At 64.7% G+C, this 19561-nt stretch carries 19 protein-coding genes; 13 read left to right on the top strand and 6 right to left on the bottom strand.

Going from position 1 to position 19561, the window contains the following annotated elements:
• Window positions 1-47: 47 nt before the first annotated feature.
• Window positions 48-485 carry a hypothetical protein gene (locus tag VFW45_15510; protein ID HEU5182191.1) on the bottom strand — a complete coding sequence of 146 codons (438 nt, stop codon included), beginning with the start codon at window positions 483-485 and terminating at the stop codon, window positions 48-50.
• A gap of 225 nt (window positions 486-710) precedes the next feature.
• Between VFW45_15510 and VFW45_15515 the strand changes: the two genes are divergently transcribed.
• The 8 genes from VFW45_15515 to VFW45_15550 all read left to right on the top strand — a co-directional run bounded on the left by VFW45_15515 (window position 711) and on the right by VFW45_15550 (window position 8482).
• Window positions 711-3137 carry an ABC transporter permease gene (locus tag VFW45_15515; GenBank protein HEU5182192.1) on the top strand — a complete coding sequence of 809 codons (2427 nt, stop codon included), beginning with the start codon at window positions 711-713 and terminating at the stop codon, window positions 3135-3137.
• Between the two features lie 104 nt (window positions 3138-3241).
• Window positions 3242-4024, top strand: a complete 783-nt coding sequence (locus VFW45_15520; protein ID HEU5182193.1) for a hypothetical protein — start codon at window positions 3242-3244, stop codon at window positions 4022-4024.
• A 199-nt stretch (window positions 4025-4223) separates the two neighbouring features.
• The gene (locus VFW45_15525; protein HEU5182194.1) at window positions 4224-4352 is read left to right on the top strand and encodes a hypothetical protein; all 129 of its coding nucleotides are present in this window, start codon (window positions 4224-4226) and stop codon (window positions 4350-4352) included.
• Window positions 4349-5164, top strand: coding sequence for an energy transducer TonB (locus VFW45_15530; protein ID HEU5182195.1), 816 nt, complete (start codon window positions 4349-4351; stop codon window positions 5162-5164). The genes VFW45_15525 and VFW45_15530 overlap by 4 nt, the downstream gene beginning before the upstream one ends.
• Before the next feature lie 152 nt (window positions 5165-5316).
• Window positions 5317-5916, top strand: coding sequence for a hypothetical protein (locus VFW45_15535; protein HEU5182196.1), 600 nt, complete (start codon window positions 5317-5319; stop codon window positions 5914-5916).
• A 250-nt stretch (window positions 5917-6166) separates the two neighbouring features.
• Window positions 6167-6901: a cytochrome c gene (locus VFW45_15540; protein ID HEU5182197.1), complete on the top strand. Its 735-nt coding sequence runs from the start codon at window positions 6167-6169 to the stop codon at window positions 6899-6901.
• An 82-nt stretch (window positions 6902-6983) separates the two neighbouring features.
• Window positions 6984-7157, top strand: coding sequence for a hypothetical protein (locus VFW45_15545; GenBank protein ID HEU5182198.1), 174 nt, complete (start codon window positions 6984-6986; stop codon window positions 7155-7157).
• Entirely contained in the window at window positions 7154-8482 is a 1329-nt protein-coding gene (locus tag VFW45_15550; protein HEU5182199.1) for a glycosyltransferase family 4 protein, read from the top strand. The genes VFW45_15545 and VFW45_15550 overlap by 4 nt, the downstream gene beginning before the upstream one ends.
• Window positions 8483-8513: 31 nt before the next feature.
• Here VFW45_15550 and VFW45_15555 read toward each other — a convergent pair whose 3' ends face one another.
• From VFW45_15555 to VFW45_15570, 4 genes are all read right to left on the bottom strand, one after another.
• A complete protein-coding gene (locus VFW45_15555; protein HEU5182200.1) occupies window positions 8514-9350 on the bottom strand; it encodes a patatin-like phospholipase family protein in 837 nt (278 codons plus the stop codon).
• Entirely contained in the window at window positions 9347-9868 is a 522-nt protein-coding gene (locus VFW45_15560) for a DUF2127 domain-containing protein (GenBank protein HEU5182201.1), read from the bottom strand. Before VFW45_15560 ends, VFW45_15555 begins: the two co-directional genes overlap by 4 nt.
• A 103-nt stretch (window positions 9869-9971) precedes the next feature.
• Window positions 9972-10595, bottom strand: coding sequence for a CPBP family glutamic-type intramembrane protease (locus tag VFW45_15565; GenBank protein ID HEU5182202.1), 624 nt, complete (start codon window positions 10593-10595; stop codon window positions 9972-9974).
• A 25-nt stretch (window positions 10596-10620) separates the two neighbouring features.
• A complete protein-coding gene (locus tag VFW45_15570; protein HEU5182203.1) occupies window positions 10621-12903 on the bottom strand; it encodes a redoxin domain-containing protein in 2283 nt (760 codons plus the stop codon).
• 229 nt (window positions 12904-13132) lie between these two features.
• Between VFW45_15570 and VFW45_15575 the strand changes: the two genes are divergently transcribed.
• The 5 genes from VFW45_15575 to VFW45_15595 all read left to right on the top strand — a co-directional run bounded on the left by VFW45_15575 (window position 13133) and on the right by VFW45_15595 (window position 18343).
• Window positions 13133-13720 (top strand): redoxin family protein, encoded by a 588-nt coding sequence (locus VFW45_15575; GenBank protein ID HEU5182204.1) that lies wholly within the window; start codon window positions 13133-13135, stop codon window positions 13718-13720.
• Window positions 13721-13880: 160 nt separating this feature from the next.
• A complete protein-coding gene (locus tag VFW45_15580; protein ID HEU5182205.1) occupies window positions 13881-15791 on the top strand; it encodes a tetratricopeptide repeat protein in 1911 nt (636 codons plus the stop codon).
• 94 nt (window positions 15792-15885) lie between these two features.
• Window positions 15886-16704: an RMD1 family protein gene (locus tag VFW45_15585; GenBank protein HEU5182206.1), complete on the top strand. Its 819-nt coding sequence runs from the start codon at window positions 15886-15888 to the stop codon at window positions 16702-16704.
• A 165-nt stretch (window positions 16705-16869) separates the two neighbouring features.
• On the top strand, window positions 16870-17958 hold the full coding sequence (locus VFW45_15590) for a phosphatase PAP2 family protein (GenBank protein HEU5182207.1): 1089 nt from the start codon (window positions 16870-16872) through the stop codon (window positions 17956-17958).
• Window positions 17959-18109: 151 nt separating this feature from the next.
• The gene (locus VFW45_15595) at window positions 18110-18343 is read left to right on the top strand and encodes a hypothetical protein (protein ID HEU5182208.1); all 234 of its coding nucleotides are present in this window, start codon (window positions 18110-18112) and stop codon (window positions 18341-18343) included.
• A 63-nt stretch (window positions 18344-18406) separates the two neighbouring features.
• Here the strand turns inward: VFW45_15595 and VFW45_15600 are convergent, their stop codons facing one another.
• A complete protein-coding gene (locus VFW45_15600) occupies window positions 18407-19198 on the bottom strand; it encodes an SUMF1/EgtB/PvdO family nonheme iron enzyme (GenBank protein HEU5182209.1) in 792 nt (263 codons plus the stop codon).
• Window positions 19199-19561: the final 363 nt, after the last annotated feature.

Here is a 19561-nt window from a genome sequence, read left to right on the forward strand (position 1 = left end):
GTCGGAGACCCCGACGGCTTTCCTTCATGGGTTGGCTTTCGAGAGGCTCAGGCCAGGGAGCGGCCACACTGCGAGCAGAACTTTCCGGGAGGGACGTCCTGCGCGCAGGCGGGACACTTCACAAGGCCGAGATGGTGCGACTCGGCGATCTTTTTCCCCACTTCCATCAGGCGCTCCGGCGACCCCTGGGCCTGCAGCAGGGCCCGCGCCTCTTCCAACGACAGCTTCGTCTGATCGGCGACCTGCCGGACGAGGCTGTCGGTGATGCCGTCGCCCAGATCGAAGCTGGCCGTTTTCCCGTTCACGTTGATCGAAACCCTGCAGCTCGTCTTCACGTGGGCGCCCAGGGTGGACGCCAGCGACTGGATGAATCGATGGCGCGATGTGACGGCCTCTCCGACCTGGGCCGGCTTCGTTCTTGGTGGCACTCCGGGAGACTGAAAGGATGTTTCCAGCGCGCAATCCGAGCACATCTTCTTGAACATGCTGAAACGCCCGCAGCGCTCACAAAACATCCGTGAACCCTCCCGCTCCAATAGGAAACTTATTCCTGGGAGGCTTCGGGTCAACCCGGGAGGGGGGTGTCTCCGAGTCGCTGACGACGCGAACGCCATCAGGAACAAGATGAGGTGGGGCGGTACCGAACTTCTCTGAAACCTTTCTCGAGGCAACGCGTTCAAGAGAGCGGGCCTGGCAATCCAGGGGGGCAGATGGACGACCTGATTCGGGATTTGCGCTACGCCTTCCGGTTCCTCCTGAGCCGTCCAACCTTCAGCGCCATCGCGGTCCTGACCCTGGCGCTGGGAATCGGCGCGAATACCGCCATCTTCAGCGTCGTCAACGGAGTGCTCCTCCGCCCTCTCCCCTATCGCGACCCGGGGCGGCTCGTCCTGGTCGCCGAGAGGACGAGCTATCCCACGGTCAGCACGTCGTATCAGAATTTTGTCGATTGGCGCGATCAGAGCCGCAGCTTCGAGTCGATGGAGGCAACCCGCGCGACCACCATGACGCTCAGCGGCGCCGGCGAGCCCGAGCGCCTCAATGCCCGGATGGTCACCGCGGGGCTTTTCGACATGCTGGGCGCGCGGGCCGAGGCGGGCCGGACCTTTCTGGCGGACGAGGACAAGCCTAACGGAGCACCGGTGGCGATCCTCAGCCACGGCCTCTGGGAGCGCCGTTTCGGCGGATCGCGGCAAATCCTCGGGAAGCCCGTCAACCTCGACGGACAGCCTTACACGGTCGTCGGGATCTTGCCCGCCGGCTTCCAGATCCTTCAGCCTGCCGACTTCTTCCTTCCCTTCACTCCCTGGGCCGCGACACTTCCCGACGATAGGAATTGGCATCCGGGTATCATCGCACTCGCCCGGCTGAAGCCTGGAGTCTCGCGGGAGCAGGCGCGCCAGGAGATGATCGGCATCGCCAAGCGTCTCGAGACGCAATACCCTCTCTACAACACCGACAAGAGCGCCGATGTCGTCGGGCTGCAGGACCAGCTCGTCAAGGACCAGCGACCCGCACTCCTCCTGTTGCTGGGCGCCGTGAGCTTCGTGCTCCTGATCGCGTGTGTCAATCTGGCGAATCTCCTGCTCGCCCGGGCCGCCACGCGCGGCCGCGAAGTCGCCGTCCGTACCGCGCTGGGCGCGAGCCGAGGCCGTTTGATCCGACAGCTCCTCACGGAGAGTGTCCTCCTCGCGGCCGCCGGCGGAACCGTCGGCCTGGCGGTCGCCTGGGCGGCGCTCGGCTGGCTCCTCAAAATGGCCGCCGACAGCATTCCCCAGGGTGCCGTCATCGGTGTGGATGCCTCGGTCCTCGCATTCACCGCCGGCGTTTCCCTGTTGGCGGGGATCCTCTTCGGCATCGTCCCGGCCCTGCGCACCGCGACCCCCGACTTGCGCGAAGCCCTCAACGAAGGATCGCGCGGATCGACCGGCGGTCCCGGACAGCATCGTCTCCGGAGCGCCCTGGTGATCATGGAGATTGCCTTTGCGATGGTTCTGCTCGTCGGGTCGGGCCTGCTGCTGCGCAGCTTTTCCCGGCTGCAGGACGTTCCCCCGGGATTCCGGCCCGATCATCTCCTGGTCGTCGATCTCCCGGCCTCCCCGACGACCTATGCCGAGCCTGCGCGACGCTACGATTTCTACGATCGGCTGATCGAGCGGGCGCGTGCTCTTCCGGGCGTGCGTGCCGCGGCCGCTGCTTCCTTTCTTCCCGTCAGCGGCGGCGGCTCGATGCTCCATTTCAACGTGAAGGGCAAGCCGCCGGGTTCCCCGAAGGACTTCACCGCGGCAGGCTATCGCGCGGTCACGCCGGGATACTTCGAAGCTCTCGGCGTTCCGCTCCTCCGGGGCCGCCACCTCACGGCGGCCGACCGGGATGGCAGAGGGTCGGTGGTGCTCGTTAATGCGACGATGGCGAAGACTTACTTCCCCGGCGTGAACCCGCTGGGCCAGTGGATTCAGCTCGGCGCGACGCCCGAGGCGGAGGTTCCCTGGATGGAGGTGGTGGGCGTGGTCGGTGACGTGCGTCAAGGACTCGCGCTCGATCCGCAGGCGGAGATGTACCTGCCGTTCCGGCAGGCGGATCAGCTGCTTCCCGTTTTCCAGCTGTCTCTCGTCTTGCGGAGCGCCGGGGAGCCGTTGGCCCAGGTCCAGGCGCTTCGCAGCGCCGTGGCGGAAATCGACCCCGACCAGCCGCTCGTCAAGGTGCGCACCATGGAGGAGAACATGGCCGCCTCGGTCGCCCAGCCGCGCTTCCGCACCTGGCTGATCGGGATCTTCGCCGGGATCGCCTTGGCCCTCGCCGCCGTCGGCATCTATGGGGTGATGTCCTACACCGTCACCCAGCGTACGAGCGAGATCGGCGTCCGCGTGACGCTGGGCGCGCGACCCGTGGAAATCTTCCGCATCATCGTGGGCCAGGGCCTCCGACTCGCCTGCATCGGGGTCGGATTCGGACTGGCCGCGGCGCTGGCCGCCACACGCCTGCTGGAAAGCTTCCTGTTCGGGGTCAGCGCCTACGATCCGTGGACCCTGGCGGGGGTCGCGATTCTCCTCGTCCTCGTATCCCTGGCCGCATGCCTCCTTCCCGCCCGGCGAGCCACCCGCATGGATCCGGTGGCCGCGCTGCGGTGCGAATGACCTCGTACGGGCCACCCACCACGCCGTAGCCCGGCATGTGCATCCCTTTGTCTGTGGTCGACCCACCTGCTAGCATGGAAACACTTTTCACGGGGAGACCTGAATTGCGACATACCCTGACCATCGCGGTGGGATTGCTGGCCCTGAGCCTTCTCGCTCCTGTTTCGATCGCCGCGGCGGAGTGGGTCTGCCGTGAGAGCTCCGACTACTGCGCCGAGGTCGATGGCGCGGTCGTCCCGGACGCCCGGTTCTTCACGAACGACAACAAGGAGAAGCTGGTGGTCGAGCTTCCTTCGCTCTCGATGACCGCGCTCATTAATATGAAGACCAGGAAGGTCATCACGGCTCCCCAGGAGAGTATCGACCTCGAGGAAAACGAAGGGGCCTACCATATCGCCTTGCCGAATCCTTCGGATGCGCCGGTCAATACGCTGTCGATCGACGGAGAGGTCACGCGCTTCAAGGTCAAGGATTCGGAGGTGCACGTCCTGAAGGCATCCAGCTGCCGGCCGCCCGTCGAGAGTCCCGTCCCGGGGGCGATTTCCGTCGCGGCGCCCCCGCAGGTGACCGACGACCTGCAGGCGAGAAAATGCCTCCAACGGGATGCCAGACCGACCCGGAACACGGCCGGGTGCCTGAAGGTAGCCTATTTGAGAAACTCCTGCGGCCAGCCCGTGGTGGCGGTCATCCGCAGCACCCAGCACCTCTTCAGTGGAAACCTGCCCCAGTCCGCGACGCTCGTTCTTCCCCAAGGTGCGGAGTACGAGCTGGGCTGTTTCTGGATGAGCGGAGCCACCGCTCCCACCGATTACGAGGTGGCCGCGGCGATGTTCCAACCCAAACAGCCCGCACCCGACGCCGGTGGCCACGCCCCCGCCAAGCACTGACCTGACATTCTCCTGACCGCGCCGCTCACACCGCGGGCGTGCGCAGACATCCGCCTGGCAGAAGACCGCTCGCACCCTGAACCTCTTGTGAGGTGTAATAGAACTGCGCGCAACGCCAGGCCGGCGCAGCTTGGAGGAAGGAAATGCTCCGAACGCAGCTTCTGGCCTCGACAATTGACGAAGGCTTGGGGCCAATCCGATGAGCCGCCTACGACGTCCATGTCTGCTGCTGCTCTTTTCGCTCGTCTCCTTGGCGTTCCCGATCCATTCGACGTGGGCCCAGACAGGAGTCATCGCCAAGGTCCACAAGAAAGGCCTGCCGACGTGAAGTGGAGCTTCCTGGGCGCCAAGCCTGGTCAGATAGGTGTTCTGCTTGAACTGGACCTTGCCGTCGGCCTGTTCCGCGTGTTGAGCTCCGACGGGCTCGAGGGATCAATCGAGCTGATTGACATCGGAGCTGACGGAGTTTTCACCAGGGATCGGAACCTGCGGCTTCTTGAGGTTTCCTTTCCTCCAGAGGACCCCAAGGAAGCTTCCATCCTGGTCTGGTCGCCCGCTTTGGATGCTCCCATAGTCGTGGACGGACAGGAGGTGGCAAGAACCCCGGCCTACATCAACTTGGAGGTCGGTGCTCACGAGATAAGCGTCAAGTTCCCGGATGGGAGCGGCGCTGGAACACGGCTGGAGGCCACTGGGGCATCGAAGGACACCTTGTATCTCCACGGCCTTGAGCGGGAGGTCTCCTCACGCTGGAATCCAGCTTATCTGCTCGAGAAGGCCGGCTCGGGCGGCAAGCCACCGAACGAGGGGAGGAAGCCATCCCTTCAATGGATAGACGAAGCCGGCGGAGCTCGCCTCTACCTCGGCTTTCCCCCCGTGAAGCTCCCTGTCATTACCCATAAGGTCGTGCCTGCCTATCCAGAAGCCGCGATGAAGTCAGGCATTCGAGGCCGTGTTGCCCTCGAGGCAATCATCGGAACGGACGGTCTCATCCACGGAGCCCGCGTCATCGCCAGCCATGATGCAATGCTCTCCCATGCTGCCTTGGAAGCCATCAAGGAATGGACCTATATGCCCGCCACGCTTGAAGGCAGTCCTGTTCCCGTGGTTTTCACGATAACCGTCGATTTTGGCGTTTGAGCGGCACCGTACAGTAAGCCCCGTATTTTTGTCTCCTCGCCCGCCCTGGAACGATCGGCCCAACCGCAAATTCTCCTTGCCCAGCGCGGATTCTGAGCGTATAAGGGGACATCGAAAATCCACCATGGACCCGCGTTCGGAGGCATTCCGCCATGAGATTCGCATTTCCCGGGGCCGTTTCTTCCCTGCTGCTTCTCACCTTTCTTTCGATCGGCTGCGCCGATACCGATAAAAAGGATGTGTCGGGAACTACGTTCGATGGAGTAGGCGCCATGCATCCCGTCCCTGGCGCAGGTGGAGGCGGAGGGACGCCGCCATCGGGCGGCACCGCCAGCGTCGACGGCGTGTGGCGCGCCAGCACGACCGTGACTTCCAACAGCTGCGGCACCCGCGTCCCTTCGCTCGCGGACCCGCGCGTCGTCGATCTCTCCCAGTCCGATGCGATTCTGAATGCCCACGTTTTCAGCGCTTGCGGCCTGCCCATCGCGACGGGCACGGGGCTCGTCACCGGCTCGAACGTGGATTTGAACTTCACCCAGGATCTCTTCGTGACCCCCAACTGCTCGCTCAGGATCCAGGTGACCCAATCGGGATCATTCGAGGGCGGCGGTCAGCCGATCATCAGCGGCACCAGCCGGTCCACGGTCTCGGCCGTCGGCAATTGCGGTGCCGGGCTGCCGTGCGAGGTGAGGGAGAATCTCCTGATGGAGCGCTGCCCGCCCGCGAGCTGCACCTTCCACAACTGTCCCTGAACGACCGGAATCGGACTGAATCTTCAAAGCCGCCGGAGACGACCCCGGCGGCTTTTTCCTTTCCTGAAAAGCCACCCGATGTTTGATGCTATCCTCAGCGCCCATGAAGGCACGCTTCGCCGCTTCCGTATCCGCTCCAACGCATCTTGCCGCCACGTTGGTGCTCATTCATCTTGTTTCCTCGCCCGCGGACCCGACCGCGGTGCAACCTCGGCGCGAGCTCGAGATCTCGACCCCCGGCTCACCGGCCTTGAAACTGTCCGCCGCACAGCTGCTGCAGCGTGGCTCCTTGAGGACGGTCGTTCTGGCCAGCACGCCCGGGTACGGAGACGTGACCATGCGCTTCAAGGCGGTGCCGATGACCGATCTTCTCCCGGCCCGCTACGCCCGCCCCGAGCTCAGCCTGGTCTTCGAATGCCTGGACGGGTTTGCCGCCACGATTCCGGCGGCGCGGGTGCTCGGTCAGGCGCCGGACGGCCCTCGTGCCTTTCTGGCGATCGAGGACCCCGCGTCCCCATGGCCTCCTTTGAAGAAGCAGCCCCAAGCGACGGCCGGCCCTTTCTACCTGATCTGGCAGACAGGGCCGTCCATGCGCGTGGCTCACGAGGAATGGCCGTATCAGATCTTCCGAATCTCGGTACGCGAGGCGGAGGGAGAATTCCGCGGGATCGCTCCGATGGGAGAGGCTGATTCGAAGGCCAAGGCGGGATTTGAAATCTTTGTCAGGAATTGCTCGCCATGTCACCGGCTCAATGGCGTGGGCAGCTCAGAGGTGGGGCCGGACCTGAACTCGCCCATGAATCCCACGGAGTACTTTCGCGAAGGCATCTTCGAGAAATATGTCCGCGACCCGGCCTCGCTCTTGCGTTGGCCTGACCAGAAAATGCCGTCCTTCCCTCCCGAAGTTCTCACGGACGCCGAACTGTCCCAGCTCCGCGCCTATCTCGCCACCATGGCCCGCCACAAGAAGGCGCCTTCACCCTGAACGAATCTCAATCGCCCCCTCGCTTGTGCGAAAATGAAAGCCGCCTCCAGAGGGAGCTCGACCCCATCAAGACTATGGCCTCATGAATCCTCGACCCATCCGGGTGCTGATCCTCAGTCCGCGCTACCCTACCAGCGGCAGGGAAGCCATGGGACGGGCGGCGCGGGAGACCGTCCAGCCCCGCTTCTCCATGAAGCTCATCGCTTCGCAGTACCTCGAGCTCTACCGCAGGCTCGCCTCCGCCGGTGCGTCGTGACCCACACGATGCACGGACCGATGCGGCTGCTCTATTACGTCGAATCGCTGCGTATCGGCGGGTCGATTCAGACGACCGTCACGGTGGCCCGGCAGATGAAGGCGGCGGGGCATTTCGTGGTCTTTGCGAGCGAAGGAGGCCCGCTGCTGAGCCAGCTCGAGAAATCGGGCATTCCCCATATCCCGGTGACGACCGAGGTACGCCACCCTTCGCCAGGCGTCATGCGCAAGCTGATGGCGGCGATCCGGCAATACGACATCACCCTGCTCTGCCCCAACGGCTTCGATTGCACGCTCGACGCGATCCCGGCGGGACTGCTGACGGGCCGCCCCGTGATGCCGACCTATGGAGGCATGTTCAACCTCCCCTACCCTCACCCTTACCTGCCGGTGGTCAACGTCTTCAGCGACGAGCTGATGGTCGACCTCGTCGAGCGTTTCGGGTGGAAGCCGGAAGTATTCCGTCACCTGATCGCGCGCATCGACCAGGAGCGTTTCTACCCCGAAGTCTCGGGCGCCGCGCTGCGCGCCGATCTCGGGATTGCGGAGGGGCTCGAGGTCCTGGTCATGATCTGCCGCCACGACCGGCTCAAGGCCGGAGGAGTGATGACGCTGCTCGACGCCGCGGAGGCCATCCATCGCGGGAGACCCGATGCCCGCATCGTCCTGCTGGGCGACGGTGATGCCCATGGTGAGATACTGGCCCGCATCGAGGAGATCCACACGCGGACCGGCAGCCATTTCATCCTCGCGCCGGGCGCTTCCCAGCGCACCGCCGAGGCCTTCGCGATGTCGGATCTGGTCGTGGCCACCGGTGCCCGCTCCGCCCTCGAGGCGATGGCCATTGGCAAGGTCGTCCTCTCGGTCGGCCCGAACGGGTTCTGCGGGGTACTCTCTCCCGAGACGATCGAGGGATTCCGTCGCTTCAATTTCGACAAGGGACGCCTGGCAGGCAATCCCCTCGCCGCCCGGGAAATCCTGGTGGATTGCGTGCTGCGGCTTCTGTCGGATGACGCGCTGCGCGGCGAGCTGGGCCGATTCTCGGAGCGCTACGCGCGCGAGCATCTCCTGATCCAGACCGCCGGGCCCGCCTATGAAGCGATGTACCGGGAAGCGATGAGGCGATGGCCCTCCGGGAGCTTCGCGCGCCTGGGCCTGTTCGGCAGCTGGGTCGGAACGTTCCTGCGCTTCCTCTCCTATCGACTCGAGAGACGCTTCGGGCTCACCAGCGCTCCTCCCCCGGAGGAAGTCGCGCCCCCTCCCGCCTCGCTCGATCCCGACTGGCGCCTCGGGATTCCCCTTTCGACCGTTCCCCGCCAGGGTTGAACCCGCGGAAATCCGGCAATCCACCGCCGAGTCAGCCCGAAGCCTCCGTCCACGCTCGAATCCGCGCGACGAGCTGCGGCGTCACGGCCCTTTCGCCGGCCTCGACGAGCGAGCGATTCTGGTCCTCCGAGTAGAACAGCGAGCGCAACGGCGGGACGTCGATATCGAGCAGGATGAGCCGATCCCCGTAGCGTTTTTGCAGGGACTGGAAGTAACCGCCCGGCCGCTCGAGCACGCCCGGCATCCTCGACACTTTCACCGCCAGGACGTGCCGCGCGCCAAAGGGCGGATCGAAAGCGTTGGACACCGGCAGCGTTCGGCTCACGCCGCCGTCGATGAGGCGCAGCCGGACGCCGTTCCGCTGGATCCTGCGGGAAGGAAAGAGCAGCGGCACCGCCGCGCTGCCGCGCGCGGCGTCGCCCAGGGTTACCGCATGGTGGTTGGCGCCGGTGGCGATGAACAGCTCCCGGCGGGAAACGGTGTCGAAGGTGAGCAGCCCGAGCCGCCGCACGCCGAAGGCGAGACGATCGACGTCGCAGCGATCCAGCAGCGCCAGGCGATCGCTGAACCAGTCGCAGCGCTCGCGTATTCGGGAAGGGACTTTGCGAAAACGACGCAGCACGAGCCCGTAGGCGAGAAGGTGGCGTGCCGTCACCGCGGTCCCATAGTCGACCAGCTCCTCCGCGTCGATGCCGGCGCCGGCGTAGAAAGCTGCAATGAGCGCTCCCGCCGAACAGCCGACCAGCGCGTCGGGCCGCAGCCCGCAGGCCACCAGGCGCCGGAGAACGCCCAGGTGCGCGATCCCCCGGACTCCGCCCGCTCCAAGGACCAGGGCGAACCGGGAGCCGCCGCCCTCCACCCCGCTCATGGCGCGGGCTCGGCCCCGGCTGAATAGGGCTTGGCCGCGAGGGAGGCGTGGTGGAAGAGCCGGCTTCGGTTTCTCACGAGGTACCAGACGATCGCCACGTTGACGACCAGAAGCACAAAGACGGCCGGAGAGAAATCCTTCATCAGGTGATAGATTTCGATGGGGATGAAGAAGGCCGTCTCGCCGATGGCCAGCCAGGCCGCCCAGAAGACCCGGAACATCAGCCCGATGCTTTCGACGAGCAGGAGCACGCCATAGAGCAGCGTGCCCGACGCGATCCAGGCGATGCTCGCCGGGGTCAGGACCTGGAGCCTGGCGCCGAGATCGGCGAAGAACTGATGCTCCGGATCGAGCCTGAGCCAGCGCACGAAGCGCTCGAGCTCGACCTGCAAGTCGTCTCCCATGAGGCTGTAGATGCCGAGGGTGATGCCGAACAGGAGCAGGCTCTTGCCCAGCTTGACGGCGATGATCGTATAGAGCCCGGCAGCCCGCTTTTGCGCAGGAGCACCTCTTGTCATATCGCCCCCCGGACTACCCGTCTTCTCCCGCAATGAATCCTCCGTTCCCTTCGCGCCGCCGGCCGTTCGCTTAGCTTACCGGCGCTCCGGGCTCGAGTCCATCCTAATGCCGTCCCCAATACAACGGTCCGACGCGCATCCAGCCCGTGATCGCCCCGGGGAGCAGGTTGGCCACGAGAAAGCTGGACAGCGCGTGGGCCAGGGTCGCGGCCGGGAGGCTCGGCCGCCGCAGAAAGATGCTCGCGATCACCAGTCCGCCGCCGAGCGTATAAAGGACGAGGAACGGGTTCGGGAGATGGAAGAAGGCGAAGAGTCCCGCCGCGACGATCGCCGCCGGCGTGTCGCGGCGCAGGATCTGGCGGAGCCGGTTGGTGAGGAATGCGAGGAGGCAGAACTGCTGCAGCAATGCCCAGGTCAGAAACCAGGGGATGCGCCCGGGAGACGGCCAGTCCTGCTCGGAGAAACGGACGATGGCCGACCGGAACAGCAACAGGACGATGCCGCGGTACGCGGCGGCCGCCCCCAGGTAGAGCGCCAGATCCCCGGGGAAACCTCGGAGCTTAAGTCCCGTTTGCGCCCATCGGATTCCCTTCCTCCAGGCGAAGAAGGCCGCCATGGCGACGGCGAGCAAGGTGAAAGCCAGGCCCACCGCCGTCTTTCCTTGTGTCGCCGGAAGGAAGATCCAGATGTAGGCCGTGAGAATTGCGATGAAAGCCAGAACGTCCAAAGGCTTCGCCTGGAAGCGATTCGGGTTATCGGCGCTTCAACGCCTCGATGCGCCAGGAGAACTCCTCGACCAGGTTTTCTTCGGCCCCGCGCTCGATGTAGATGATGTGACCGCCCCGATCCACGAACCAGGTGGTGGGATAAGCCTCGATGATGTCCTCGTGGTCGGTGACATACCCGGCATCCCGCAGGACAGGAAAAGTAAGGCCTTCCTCCCGGATCCACTTCTGGACTACCGGCAGTGCATCGAAGGTATTGATCGACAGGATGACGACCTCGGGCTCGTCGCGGTACTTGTCCACGAGCTTCTGGAAGTAGGGGGCCGCTGTCTTGCAGCCCGGGCACCAAACCCCCCAGAAATCGATCACCCCGATCTTTCCCTCCAGCCGGTCTGAAGAGACTTCCTCGCCCGCCAGATCCTTGAGGCGGAAAGGCGGCAGCCTCATGGGAGGCTTCAGAGAGTCGGCCAGGAGACGCTCGCGGCGGATGGCCCTGCCCCGATCCTGCTGGGTCTCCAGGGTCGACTCGAATCCTTCCAGGCTGCCGTGCTGGTTCTCGTAGAGGCTCCTCAGAGCAGGCAGGCAGGGATTCTCCTTCCGCGACGGCAGGGTGGAGCATTCGCCGTAGAAGCGCCGCGCCTGATCCAGGTCTCTTCGTGACTCTGCCAGCCCGCCAAGGTGGAACAGGTTGACGAGCTGTCCCGGAGCGAGCTGCCGCGCCAGAACCAGCTCCTTTTCCGCCTCGGCTGTGCGGCCCTGCTTGAGCAGGACCCATCCCAGCGCATCATGCATCTCGCCGGTGGCCTCGTCGAGGTATTGCCTGTAGTTGGCCTCGTTCTTGAAGTCGGCTTTCTCCTTGGCCAGGTTCTCCTCGAGATCCGACAAACGCTCACGCACGAGCGCTTCGACCTCCCGCAGACCGACATTCCGATCGGCCAGCGCCAGCGCCCCTAACGCCACTCCCCGGCTGGCGCTTCCCCAGGGGTGCTTCGACATACCGCGCGTCACCCGCAGCAGCTCCTCTTCACTGGTCGCCGCGTCGTCCCTGATGGCGACGAACAGGGTCGAGTAGGCCTGGGGAAGAAGCCAGTCCCCCTTCTCGTCATGGCGGCTCACGTAATCCCACAGCGACTTCTTCAGAGTCTCGGTCGACTCCTTCTTGAGGAGATCGTCGAGGTTCCGCTCCGGATCCGGCGGGGCCTGGATCGGTCCCGGCTGGCCCTGGTCCGGCGGGCGCCGACGGGTTCCATAGAGATCGATCGCTTGCGACAGCCGGGTGATGCGATGGTAAAGGACCGTCTTGCCGATCGGATCTTCGCCGTGCTCCCGGAGAAGCTTGTCCTCCAAGGCCACCTGCTTGTCCCGCATGCCGAGGGCGCCATACTGTTCGGCGGCTCTCGCCAGTCCCCAGGGGCGCCCGCTTTCCGCTTCCAGCACTTTGAGGTCGGCCAGCACGGCCGCGCGCTCGTGCTGTTGCAGGGAGGGCTCCAGCATGTTGAATGCTTCCCAGTACGCCTTGTGGGCGGCCACCGAATCGGGGGCGAGCGCGACCGCGTTCTTCAGCAGCTGAAGTCCTTTCTCAGGCTCCCCCTGGTGCGACAGATACACCCCGTGCAGAAAGCGGGCATGGTAATTCCCAGGATCCCGCCGGCGCGCTTCCTCCAGGGTCGCGTAGGCGGCGGCAACCTGCTCCTCATTGGCCCGGATCTGCGTACCCAGGAGAAAGAGCGCCTGCGCTTTGACCACGAGAAGCTCGGCGGGGTCGGGAACTTCTCTCAGGTGAGCGTCGACGAATTCCGGGACTTCGCCGGCATGGTCCATCGAGAGGAGCAGGGACCAAGCCCTCATCCAGATGAAGTCGGGATGGTGGGGCCTCAGGGCGAGCGCTTTGGCGCTGGCCGCCAGGGCCTCGTTTCCTTGCTCGTCCGAGGTGCGCAACAGGCTCTCGGTGCCGGCGAGGGCGAACCAGCCCCATGGGTCGTTCGGGTGGTCCCGGGTCATCCGCCGCGCCACCTTCAACTTCCCATCATCGTCGCCGTACCCCTTGCGCGACCCGCCTGCGACGAAGTACCAGGCCAGCAGCTCCATCGACTGCGGAAACCGGCGGACCAAGTCGGCGCCTTCCTGTCTCGCTCCCTCGTAGTCCCCCGTGAAATACATCGTGCGCAGCCGCTCGGTCGCTGCACGAAGGCGCGCAGCCTGCACGGCCCGCCAGGCCTGGAAGCCGGCGATGATGAGGATCAGGGCCGCGGCCGCCAGGATGGCGAAGCGGAGGAGAGGGCGAGGGCGCGCGCTGGAGTCGGCTTCCATCGGTGAAGACCTTGAGCTTTTGGGGATTCTACTCCGATTCGCTCCGCCTCGATCAGTCTGCGGTATCCAATTGAGGTGCTTCCTGATTACGTAGACCGTGGCGCCGAGGGAATGCCGCGATGCCTTCTTCCTTGAATCGTGCCGGTGGGCAGTGTCAAGATGGTCCATCCCGTGAAGCCTCCGCGCTGGGGTAATGCGGTGCGGGAGCTTCCGCCGAGGACCCACCCTCATGATGTCCAGACTTCTGGTTCTGCTGACGATCCTGCTTGCTTTGCCCATCGGAAGCACGGTCCCGTGGGAGCCGCAGGAAGGCAAGAGCCTCCTGGGCTCGCATGCCCCCGAATGGAGCGGCATCACCTGGGTCCATGGCGGGCCGCTGACGCTGGAATCCCTGAAGGGAAAAGTAATTCTCCTCCGATTCTGGATGGGCGACTGCCCCTACTGCATTCATTCCGCCCCTGCTCTCCTGTCCCTCCGGAAGCAATATGGCGATCGCGGATTGGTCGTCGTCGGGCTGCACCATCCGAAGTCGGAGAAGGCTCGCGACATCGGATGGGTCTCCCGCAAGGCGGACGAGCTGGGGTTCGACTTCCCGGTAGGTCAGGATGATCAGTGGACGACCCTACGAGCCTATGGAGTCGGTACCGTCTTCCGACATTTCACTTCCGTGAGCTTCCTGATCGACCGGAACGGAATCATCCGCTTCGTCCACGATGGCGGGGAATTTCATCCAGACGGGGGGGCAGGGCACGAAGAGTGCAACCGTGCCTATGAGGCGCTGCAGGCAGCCGTCGAGACGACCCTCGCTCACAAGTGAGCGCGTTCCCGGCCCGCGGGAGTCTTGACAGCGCAGGACCGACTATCTCAGACTCTACCTTCTTCCCGACATCCCGGCGCTGTCCGCGAAGCTGAAGAGCTTTCTCGAGTTCGCTCGTCGGCCGTGTCGTGCATCGAGGGATCGCAAGCCAGGGGATCCAATGCTTCGAAGTCATCGGCTTCTGCTCACTTGCTGCGCCTTCCTTCTAATGCTCCCGAGCGCCCTGCCGGCGGCGGAAACGAGCACGCCGAACTCGTCGCTTCCATCCAACAAGGAGGACTGGATCCAGATCGAGACGGCGCATTTCAGGATCTACTCGAACGCCCCTGAAAGGCGCGCCCTGGAGCTGGGAAGGAGCCTGGAGCGCTTCCGGGCCGTGCTCGCGGCATTCCAGACCAATCTCCGCCTCGACACGCCTCAGCCCAACTTCATCTACATCTTCAAGAACCAGGAGAGCTTCAACGCCTACAACCTGCGCGTCGGCGGGAAGCTCGCGGAAGTATCAGGCCTGTTCCACCCGGGCTGGGACGCGAATTACATCATCATGTCGGCCGCCTGGAACCTCGACCCGCGCCCGACCATCTACCACGAGTTCACGCATCAGTTCGTCCGGAGCAATCTGGCGATCGTGCCGGCCTGGTTCAATGAGGGGCTCGCCGAGTATTTCAGCACTTTCGTCGGCGACGACAAGCGCGCCTCTCTGGGCAAGCCGGTGCCGGAGCACGTGCAGTGGCTTTCCTACAATGACTTCATCCCCCTCGAAAAGCTCTTCGAGCAGGACTACGATCCCGACTTCTACACGGAAGTGACGCGGGCGGGGACCTTCTACGCCGAGTCGTGGGCGCTCGTGCACTACCTTCTCGCCAACGGCGCCGAGCGCAAGTCCCAGACGGGCAAGTTCCTGGACGGCATCATTCAGGGGATGTCGCCGGAAGCGGCGTTGCAGGCCTCTCTCCATGTCTCGCTCTCCGGGCTGCAGAAGGAGTGCCAGGCCTATGTGGCACGCAACCGCTTCAATTACTCCGAGATCACCTTCAGCGACAAGTTCCGCGTCGATGACAGCGCCAAGGTGAGACCCATGGGCCGCAGCGAATCGCTGGCCCGACTGGGCGAGCTGCTCTTGAACCTCCAGGAGGAGAGGCTCCCGGATGCCGAGGCCCATCTGCGCGAAGCGCTGCGTCTGGACCCGGAGGGCGGGATTCCACTGATGAACATGGGAACGCTCCTGGCCGCGAAGGGGGAATTCGACAAGGCGGTTTCCCTCTTCGAGCGGGCGGCGGCCAGCCTGCCCGACGATCCGCTGCTGTACTACCGGGAGGCCCGGGCCCTCCTGCATCGCAAGGAAGGTGAGCGAGCCGTCGGCGAGGAGAGCATAGGATCCGCTCCTCCCGAAACGGTGGAGCGCGCGCGGGTCCTGCTCAAGCGCACCCTCAAGATCCGGCCTTCCTTCGCGGAGGCCTATATCGAGCTGGGGAACCTCTCCGATGCGCCGGGGGGAAGCCTCGAGGAAGGGATCGAGGCGCTGGAGAAGGCCAGGACCTTGATGCCGTCGCGCCTGGACGTCACCATGAACCTCTTCTTCCTCAACCTGAAGATGGGCAACCGCGCCGCCGCCCAGGAGCTTTTCGACAAGGCGATCGTCCCCCAGCGGGACGAGGAGTCGATCCGGTGGGCGAGACTGCGGCTTGAATACGATGCCCAGGTGCGTGCGGCCGGAAAGGCAGAAGCCGTGGCTCCCGAGGGACCCGGCACTCCCGTCCCCGTGCCGGATGAAGCCCTGTTCCAGGAGCGCAAGCGCTCCTACGTACAGATCCTCGAGGAAGCGCTGAAGACCACCTCCGACCCGGAAAGCCGCAAGCGCCTCGAGGCGGAGATAGCGCGGGCACAGGCCACGATCTATTTGCCCGGGCAGATCGATGCCTTCAACAAGGCGGTGGACCTGGCCAATGCGAAGGATTATCCCAGCGCCGTGACGATCCTGGAAAAGCTGCTGCCGCAGGTGCAGGATGAGGAGCTGCGCACCCGCGTGGAAGCGATGCTCGCCGACCTGAAGAAGCGCGTGACGCAATAGCGGCGCTGCACTCCCACGCGCGCCGAGCCTTCGAAGTTGATTCCCGCATTTCGGTGGGCCAGAATACCCCGGTCTTCCTCGTGGAAATCCTCCGATGCCCACCCTGCCGGTGCCGACGACTACTCCCAGCCAGGCCGAGCGCCTGAGCGTGCGGGCCGTCTACCTCGAAGGGCAGATCGATCTCAAGAGCTTTCGCGCCCACAACTCCGAGTACCCGGTCCTGGCCGCCGATCCGCTGATCGTCGAGCCGGTGCGCGGCAGCTTCCTGGTCATCACCAAGTTCGGGGCCCTCGTCTTCTGGAACTGTCCGGAGCCGCTGCAGCGCACGATCCTCTCGGACACCCGTCAGCTGATGGGCGGTTCCCATGCCGAGAAGATGGAGGACTCGCTGGACGTGCTGGTGGGCACCACAGAAAACGCCGTCACCTTCAACGAGGTGCGGCTCAAAGAGCTTTCCCTCGATCGAGTCAGCATCATCTCGCAGGCGGTCGCCCAGTCGGTGGCCCTGGATCACATCGAGCGGGAGGTGGCGGGCGCGCTGAAGGGATTCGAGCCGGTCGTTGTCGACATCCACAGCACCGGTCGCCTCCGGCTCTCGGTGCGACAGGTTCTCAAGGCGGTCGGCTTCGCCTTGCAGGTGCGCTCGACCGTGCTCGCCAACCTGACGCTCTTCGACCGCCCGCCGGAAACCTGGGAAAGCGAGATGCTGGAGCGGCTCGACAGCCAGCTGTACGACTTCTTCGACCTGGAGGAGCGCCTCTCGGCCATCAACCAGAAGGTGGCCTACTTCACCGACATGAGCTCCATCTTCATGAATCTGCTGAGCGATCGCCGCAACGTCCAGCTCGAGCTCACCATCGTCGTCCTGATTCTCATCGAGGTCGTGGTCTTCCTCTGGTCGATCCTCCGCTGAAAAGACTCGCCCGACTTTCACCCCGAATTCTCCCCCTCGAGAAAAAAAGCAGTCCGCGAAGGATTTCCCGGTCCGGGCCCCTCTAATCCCCGGAGCTTATCCAGCAGAACCCGGCTGCCGGCCCGTCTCGGAATCGGCCTGACCGGGTGCGAGGTGGTTCGTCAATTGTCGGTCGACCAGGGCAGGCTGCCGCACGACGGCAAGGCCTTCCGGAACTTCCATCTTCTCCGTGGCGGAGTCCCTCTCCTGATTCTGGCCATGACGGCGGCCCCCTGCACCGCCGCCACCCAGGGGGGGCCGCGGCTCTGCGGTCCCATCGCCGAGTCGGCCCCGTACGATGAGCCGGTGCTCGGGGACACTCCGGCGGACGATGGCTCCGCATCTTCCGATGCAGCTCTGAGCGACGGGTCCTCATCACTGGACGGCACCTCCGAGGAGCAGCAGGCGGTCGCGTCCGAGGACGAAGCCTCCGATAAGCCCTACTGGCGAACCAACCTCTTCCGTCGCTTCTTCTCGGATCAGAAGTACCTGTTCACCGATTGGCTGCCGGCCGAAGTGCATCGTCCGGGATTCATCTATCCGGTCCTCCTCGGGACGGGCATCGCCCTGGCGGCCGGCCGCGATGCCGACGCGAGCCAGCCGGACCTGGGATTCGAGAGGGATTTCAGCTCCGACACCGGAGGAGCCACCCTGAGTACGGCGCACGTCTTCACCAATCTCGGCGACGCGCCCGCCGGCCTTTTCCTGATCGGCACCGCCTACCTGGCCGGGCGTTGGAGCGGGCACGACCGATTCGCGGAATCGGCCAGCCTGTCGGCGGAGGCGGTTCTCGACACCGGGCTTTGGGTTTCGGTCCTGAAGCATTTGACGGCCCGCACCCGCCCGAACGCCGGCGGCACCGGCCAGTTCTTCCAGTACAATCCGCCGCCAGGCCAGAAGAACGACTCCTTTCCCTCCGGCCATGCTTCCGGGGCTTTCGCGGCCGCCACGGTGTTCGCGGGAATGTATCGAGAGCAGCACCGTTGGGTGCCCTGGGTCGCCTACGGGACCGCCGGTCTGGTCGCCGCGTCGCGGGTCGCGCTGGGCCGCCACTTCCCCACCGACGTCTTCGTCGGCGCCCTCGTCGGCAACAGCTTCGGGCGGATGGTGCTTTCGCGAGACCAGCCGGTGGAGAAGCGAGCCTCTTCCGGGCTCACACCCTTTTACGATCCCGCGAGCGGCGCGGAGGGGGTTACTTGGCACCGCGAATGGTGAGCTCTCAGGGGAATACGGTAGGGAGAATACCCCTTCAAGACGCTTTCGCACTCGGGTGAATCATAGGGAATACGAAGGGTCGAATCCGTGGCTGCGGGCTGGAGCACTTGCTATCATGGGGTACCCGGTCTCAACTGAGGGAGGACCAACCATGGCCCAGGTATTTTCCTCAATGGGAGAGGCGGCCGATCGCAGAATCAACCAGATGGCCGACGCTTCCCGCGACCAATTCAATCGGTTCAAGAGCAAGAGCCTGGAAGAAGTCTTTGCGGATACTTCTGCCTTTCTGAAGAGCAACGCGGGCAGGATCCTCATTGGGGCGCTCGCGACAGCGCTTCTCGTCTCGGTTTTCATGAGGAAAGAAAAGACTACTCTGGTAGAGTGATCAGGCAGGTCGCATGGGGCCGCGCTTCGGCGCGGCCCTTTTTTTGTGCCGCGACGGAGAAGCTCAAGGGTAAACGCAGCGAAAGCCGACATTGGGGTAGCCGCGCGCGGGATCGTAGGGGGCCCGCTTGTGGATTCTTTGAGCGTATGGCGGCGCGGCGAAGCCGCCTCCTCGGATGACCTGCTTCCCGTACGCAGCGGCATCATCGAGCTCGGGCAGACGGATCGCCCATTCCCACACGTTGCCCACCATGTTCTGCACTCCGAACGGGCTGGCGCCTCCCGGGAAACTCGCCACCGGCGCGCTGAGCTGGAAGCCGTCTGCCTTTCCGTCGTCCCCCCAGTTGAGCAGCGCCGGATTCCATTTGTCTCCCCACGGAAAGAGCCGTTGGCCCCCGGCCGCTTTCTCCCATTGCGCCTCGTCGGGGAGATCTCCGAGGCGCCAGAGACAATAGGATCGCGCTTGCTCGAAAGTGACGCATACCGCAGGGCGGTCATGCTGCTCCAGAATCTCCCGATCTGCCTCTGAAGGAACGGTGCCGTCGCCGTAACGGCAGGCGGGCCAGTCGGCAGGCATGCAGGCGCCCACGGCAACACACTCGCGGTACCGCTCCTGGCTTACTTCGAAACGATCGATCTCGAAGTCGTTCAGGCTGCGACGGGCCCTGCGTCCCTCGTTCTGGAGGATTTGGGGACCGCACGCGGCCCCCGGCGGGGAAGTCGACGCGCACAGCGTTTGGGCCTTTCGCTGAAGACCAGAGGATGCGCCCGCCTGATAGCGCCCGCCCCACACCGGTACCCGGTCGGTCGCCGCCTCCAAGGCGAGGCAGGAGTCAAGGACCAGCGCGCAGGCCATCGCGACTCTCAGCCAACGCAACCCATGTTTTCCCATAGTCGCTCTCCACGCTCAAGCTCGCAGCCTCCAGCGCAGAATTGTAGACCAGGAGAACTTGGCGAGGGTTCGACGGCTCATCACCCGGATTGGACAGGTCGAGCTCCAGGGCCGAAAGGCCAGGCGGCCTTCGATGCGTGGCGAGGACGGTCTGATGGCGGGTCACCAGCCGGTCGCGAGGACTCGAGGGAAGGTTTTCCGGAATGGCTCTGGCGGCTGAGTCGAGAATCGCGACCCGCCGCCAGAGCCTCGTGGTCAGAGGGTTGAAGCCGACGAGCTCAATCAAGTCCCGGGGCTGAGATCGAAAGGTGCGAAGAGTGATCCTTA

The organism is Candidatus Polarisedimenticolia bacterium, assembly GCA_035764505.1.
In the GTDB taxonomy this organism is placed as follows: domain Bacteria; phylum Acidobacteriota; class Polarisedimenticolia; order Gp22-AA2; family AA152; genus AA152.

What these genes read in the sequence shown, in the direction of transcription:
- VFW45_15535 (HEU5182196.1), top strand. Translation starts at nt 5,317, where the DNA reads ATGAGATTCGCATTTCCCGGGGCCGTTTCTTCCCTGCTGCTTCTCACC.
- VFW45_15575 (HEU5182204.1), top strand. Translation starts at nt 13,133, where the DNA reads ATGATGTCCAGACTTCTGGTTCTGCTGACGATCCTGCTTGCTTTGCCC.
- VFW45_15510 (HEU5182191.1), bottom strand. Translation starts at nt 485, where the DNA reads ATGTTCAAGAAGATGTGCTCGGATTGCGCGCTGGAAACATCCTTTCAG.
- VFW45_15515 (HEU5182192.1), top strand. Translation starts at nt 711, where the DNA reads ATGGACGACCTGATTCGGGATTTGCGCTACGCCTTCCGGTTCCTCCTG.
- VFW45_15580 (HEU5182205.1), top strand. Translation starts at nt 13,881, where the DNA reads ATGCTTCGAAGTCATCGGCTTCTGCTCACTTGCTGCGCCTTCCTTCTA.
- VFW45_15595 (HEU5182208.1), top strand. Translation starts at nt 18,110, where the DNA reads ATGGCCCAGGTATTTTCCTCAATGGGAGAGGCGGCCGATCGCAGAATC.
- VFW45_15555 (HEU5182200.1), bottom strand. Translation starts at nt 9,350, where the DNA reads ATGAGCGGGGTGGAGGGCGGCGGCTCCCGGTTCGCCCTGGTCCTTGGA.
- VFW45_15600 (HEU5182209.1), bottom strand. Translation starts at nt 19,198, where the DNA reads ATGGCCTGCGCGCTGGTCCTTGACTCCTGCCTCGCCTTGGAGGCGGCG.
- VFW45_15585 (HEU5182206.1), top strand. Translation starts at nt 15,886, where the DNA reads ATGCCCACCCTGCCGGTGCCGACGACTACTCCCAGCCAGGCCGAGCGC.
- VFW45_15545 (HEU5182198.1), top strand. Translation starts at nt 6,984, where the DNA reads ATGAATCCTCGACCCATCCGGGTGCTGATCCTCAGTCCGCGCTACCCT.
- VFW45_15525 (HEU5182194.1), top strand. Translation starts at nt 4,224, where the DNA reads ATGAGCCGCCTACGACGTCCATGTCTGCTGCTGCTCTTTTCGCTCGTC.
- VFW45_15570 (HEU5182203.1), bottom strand. Translation starts at nt 12,903, where the DNA reads ATGGAAGCCGACTCCAGCGCGCGCCCTCGCCCTCTCCTCCGCTTCGCC.
- VFW45_15560 (HEU5182201.1), bottom strand. Translation starts at nt 9,868, where the DNA reads ATGACAAGAGGTGCTCCTGCGCAAAAGCGGGCTGCCGGGCTCTATACG.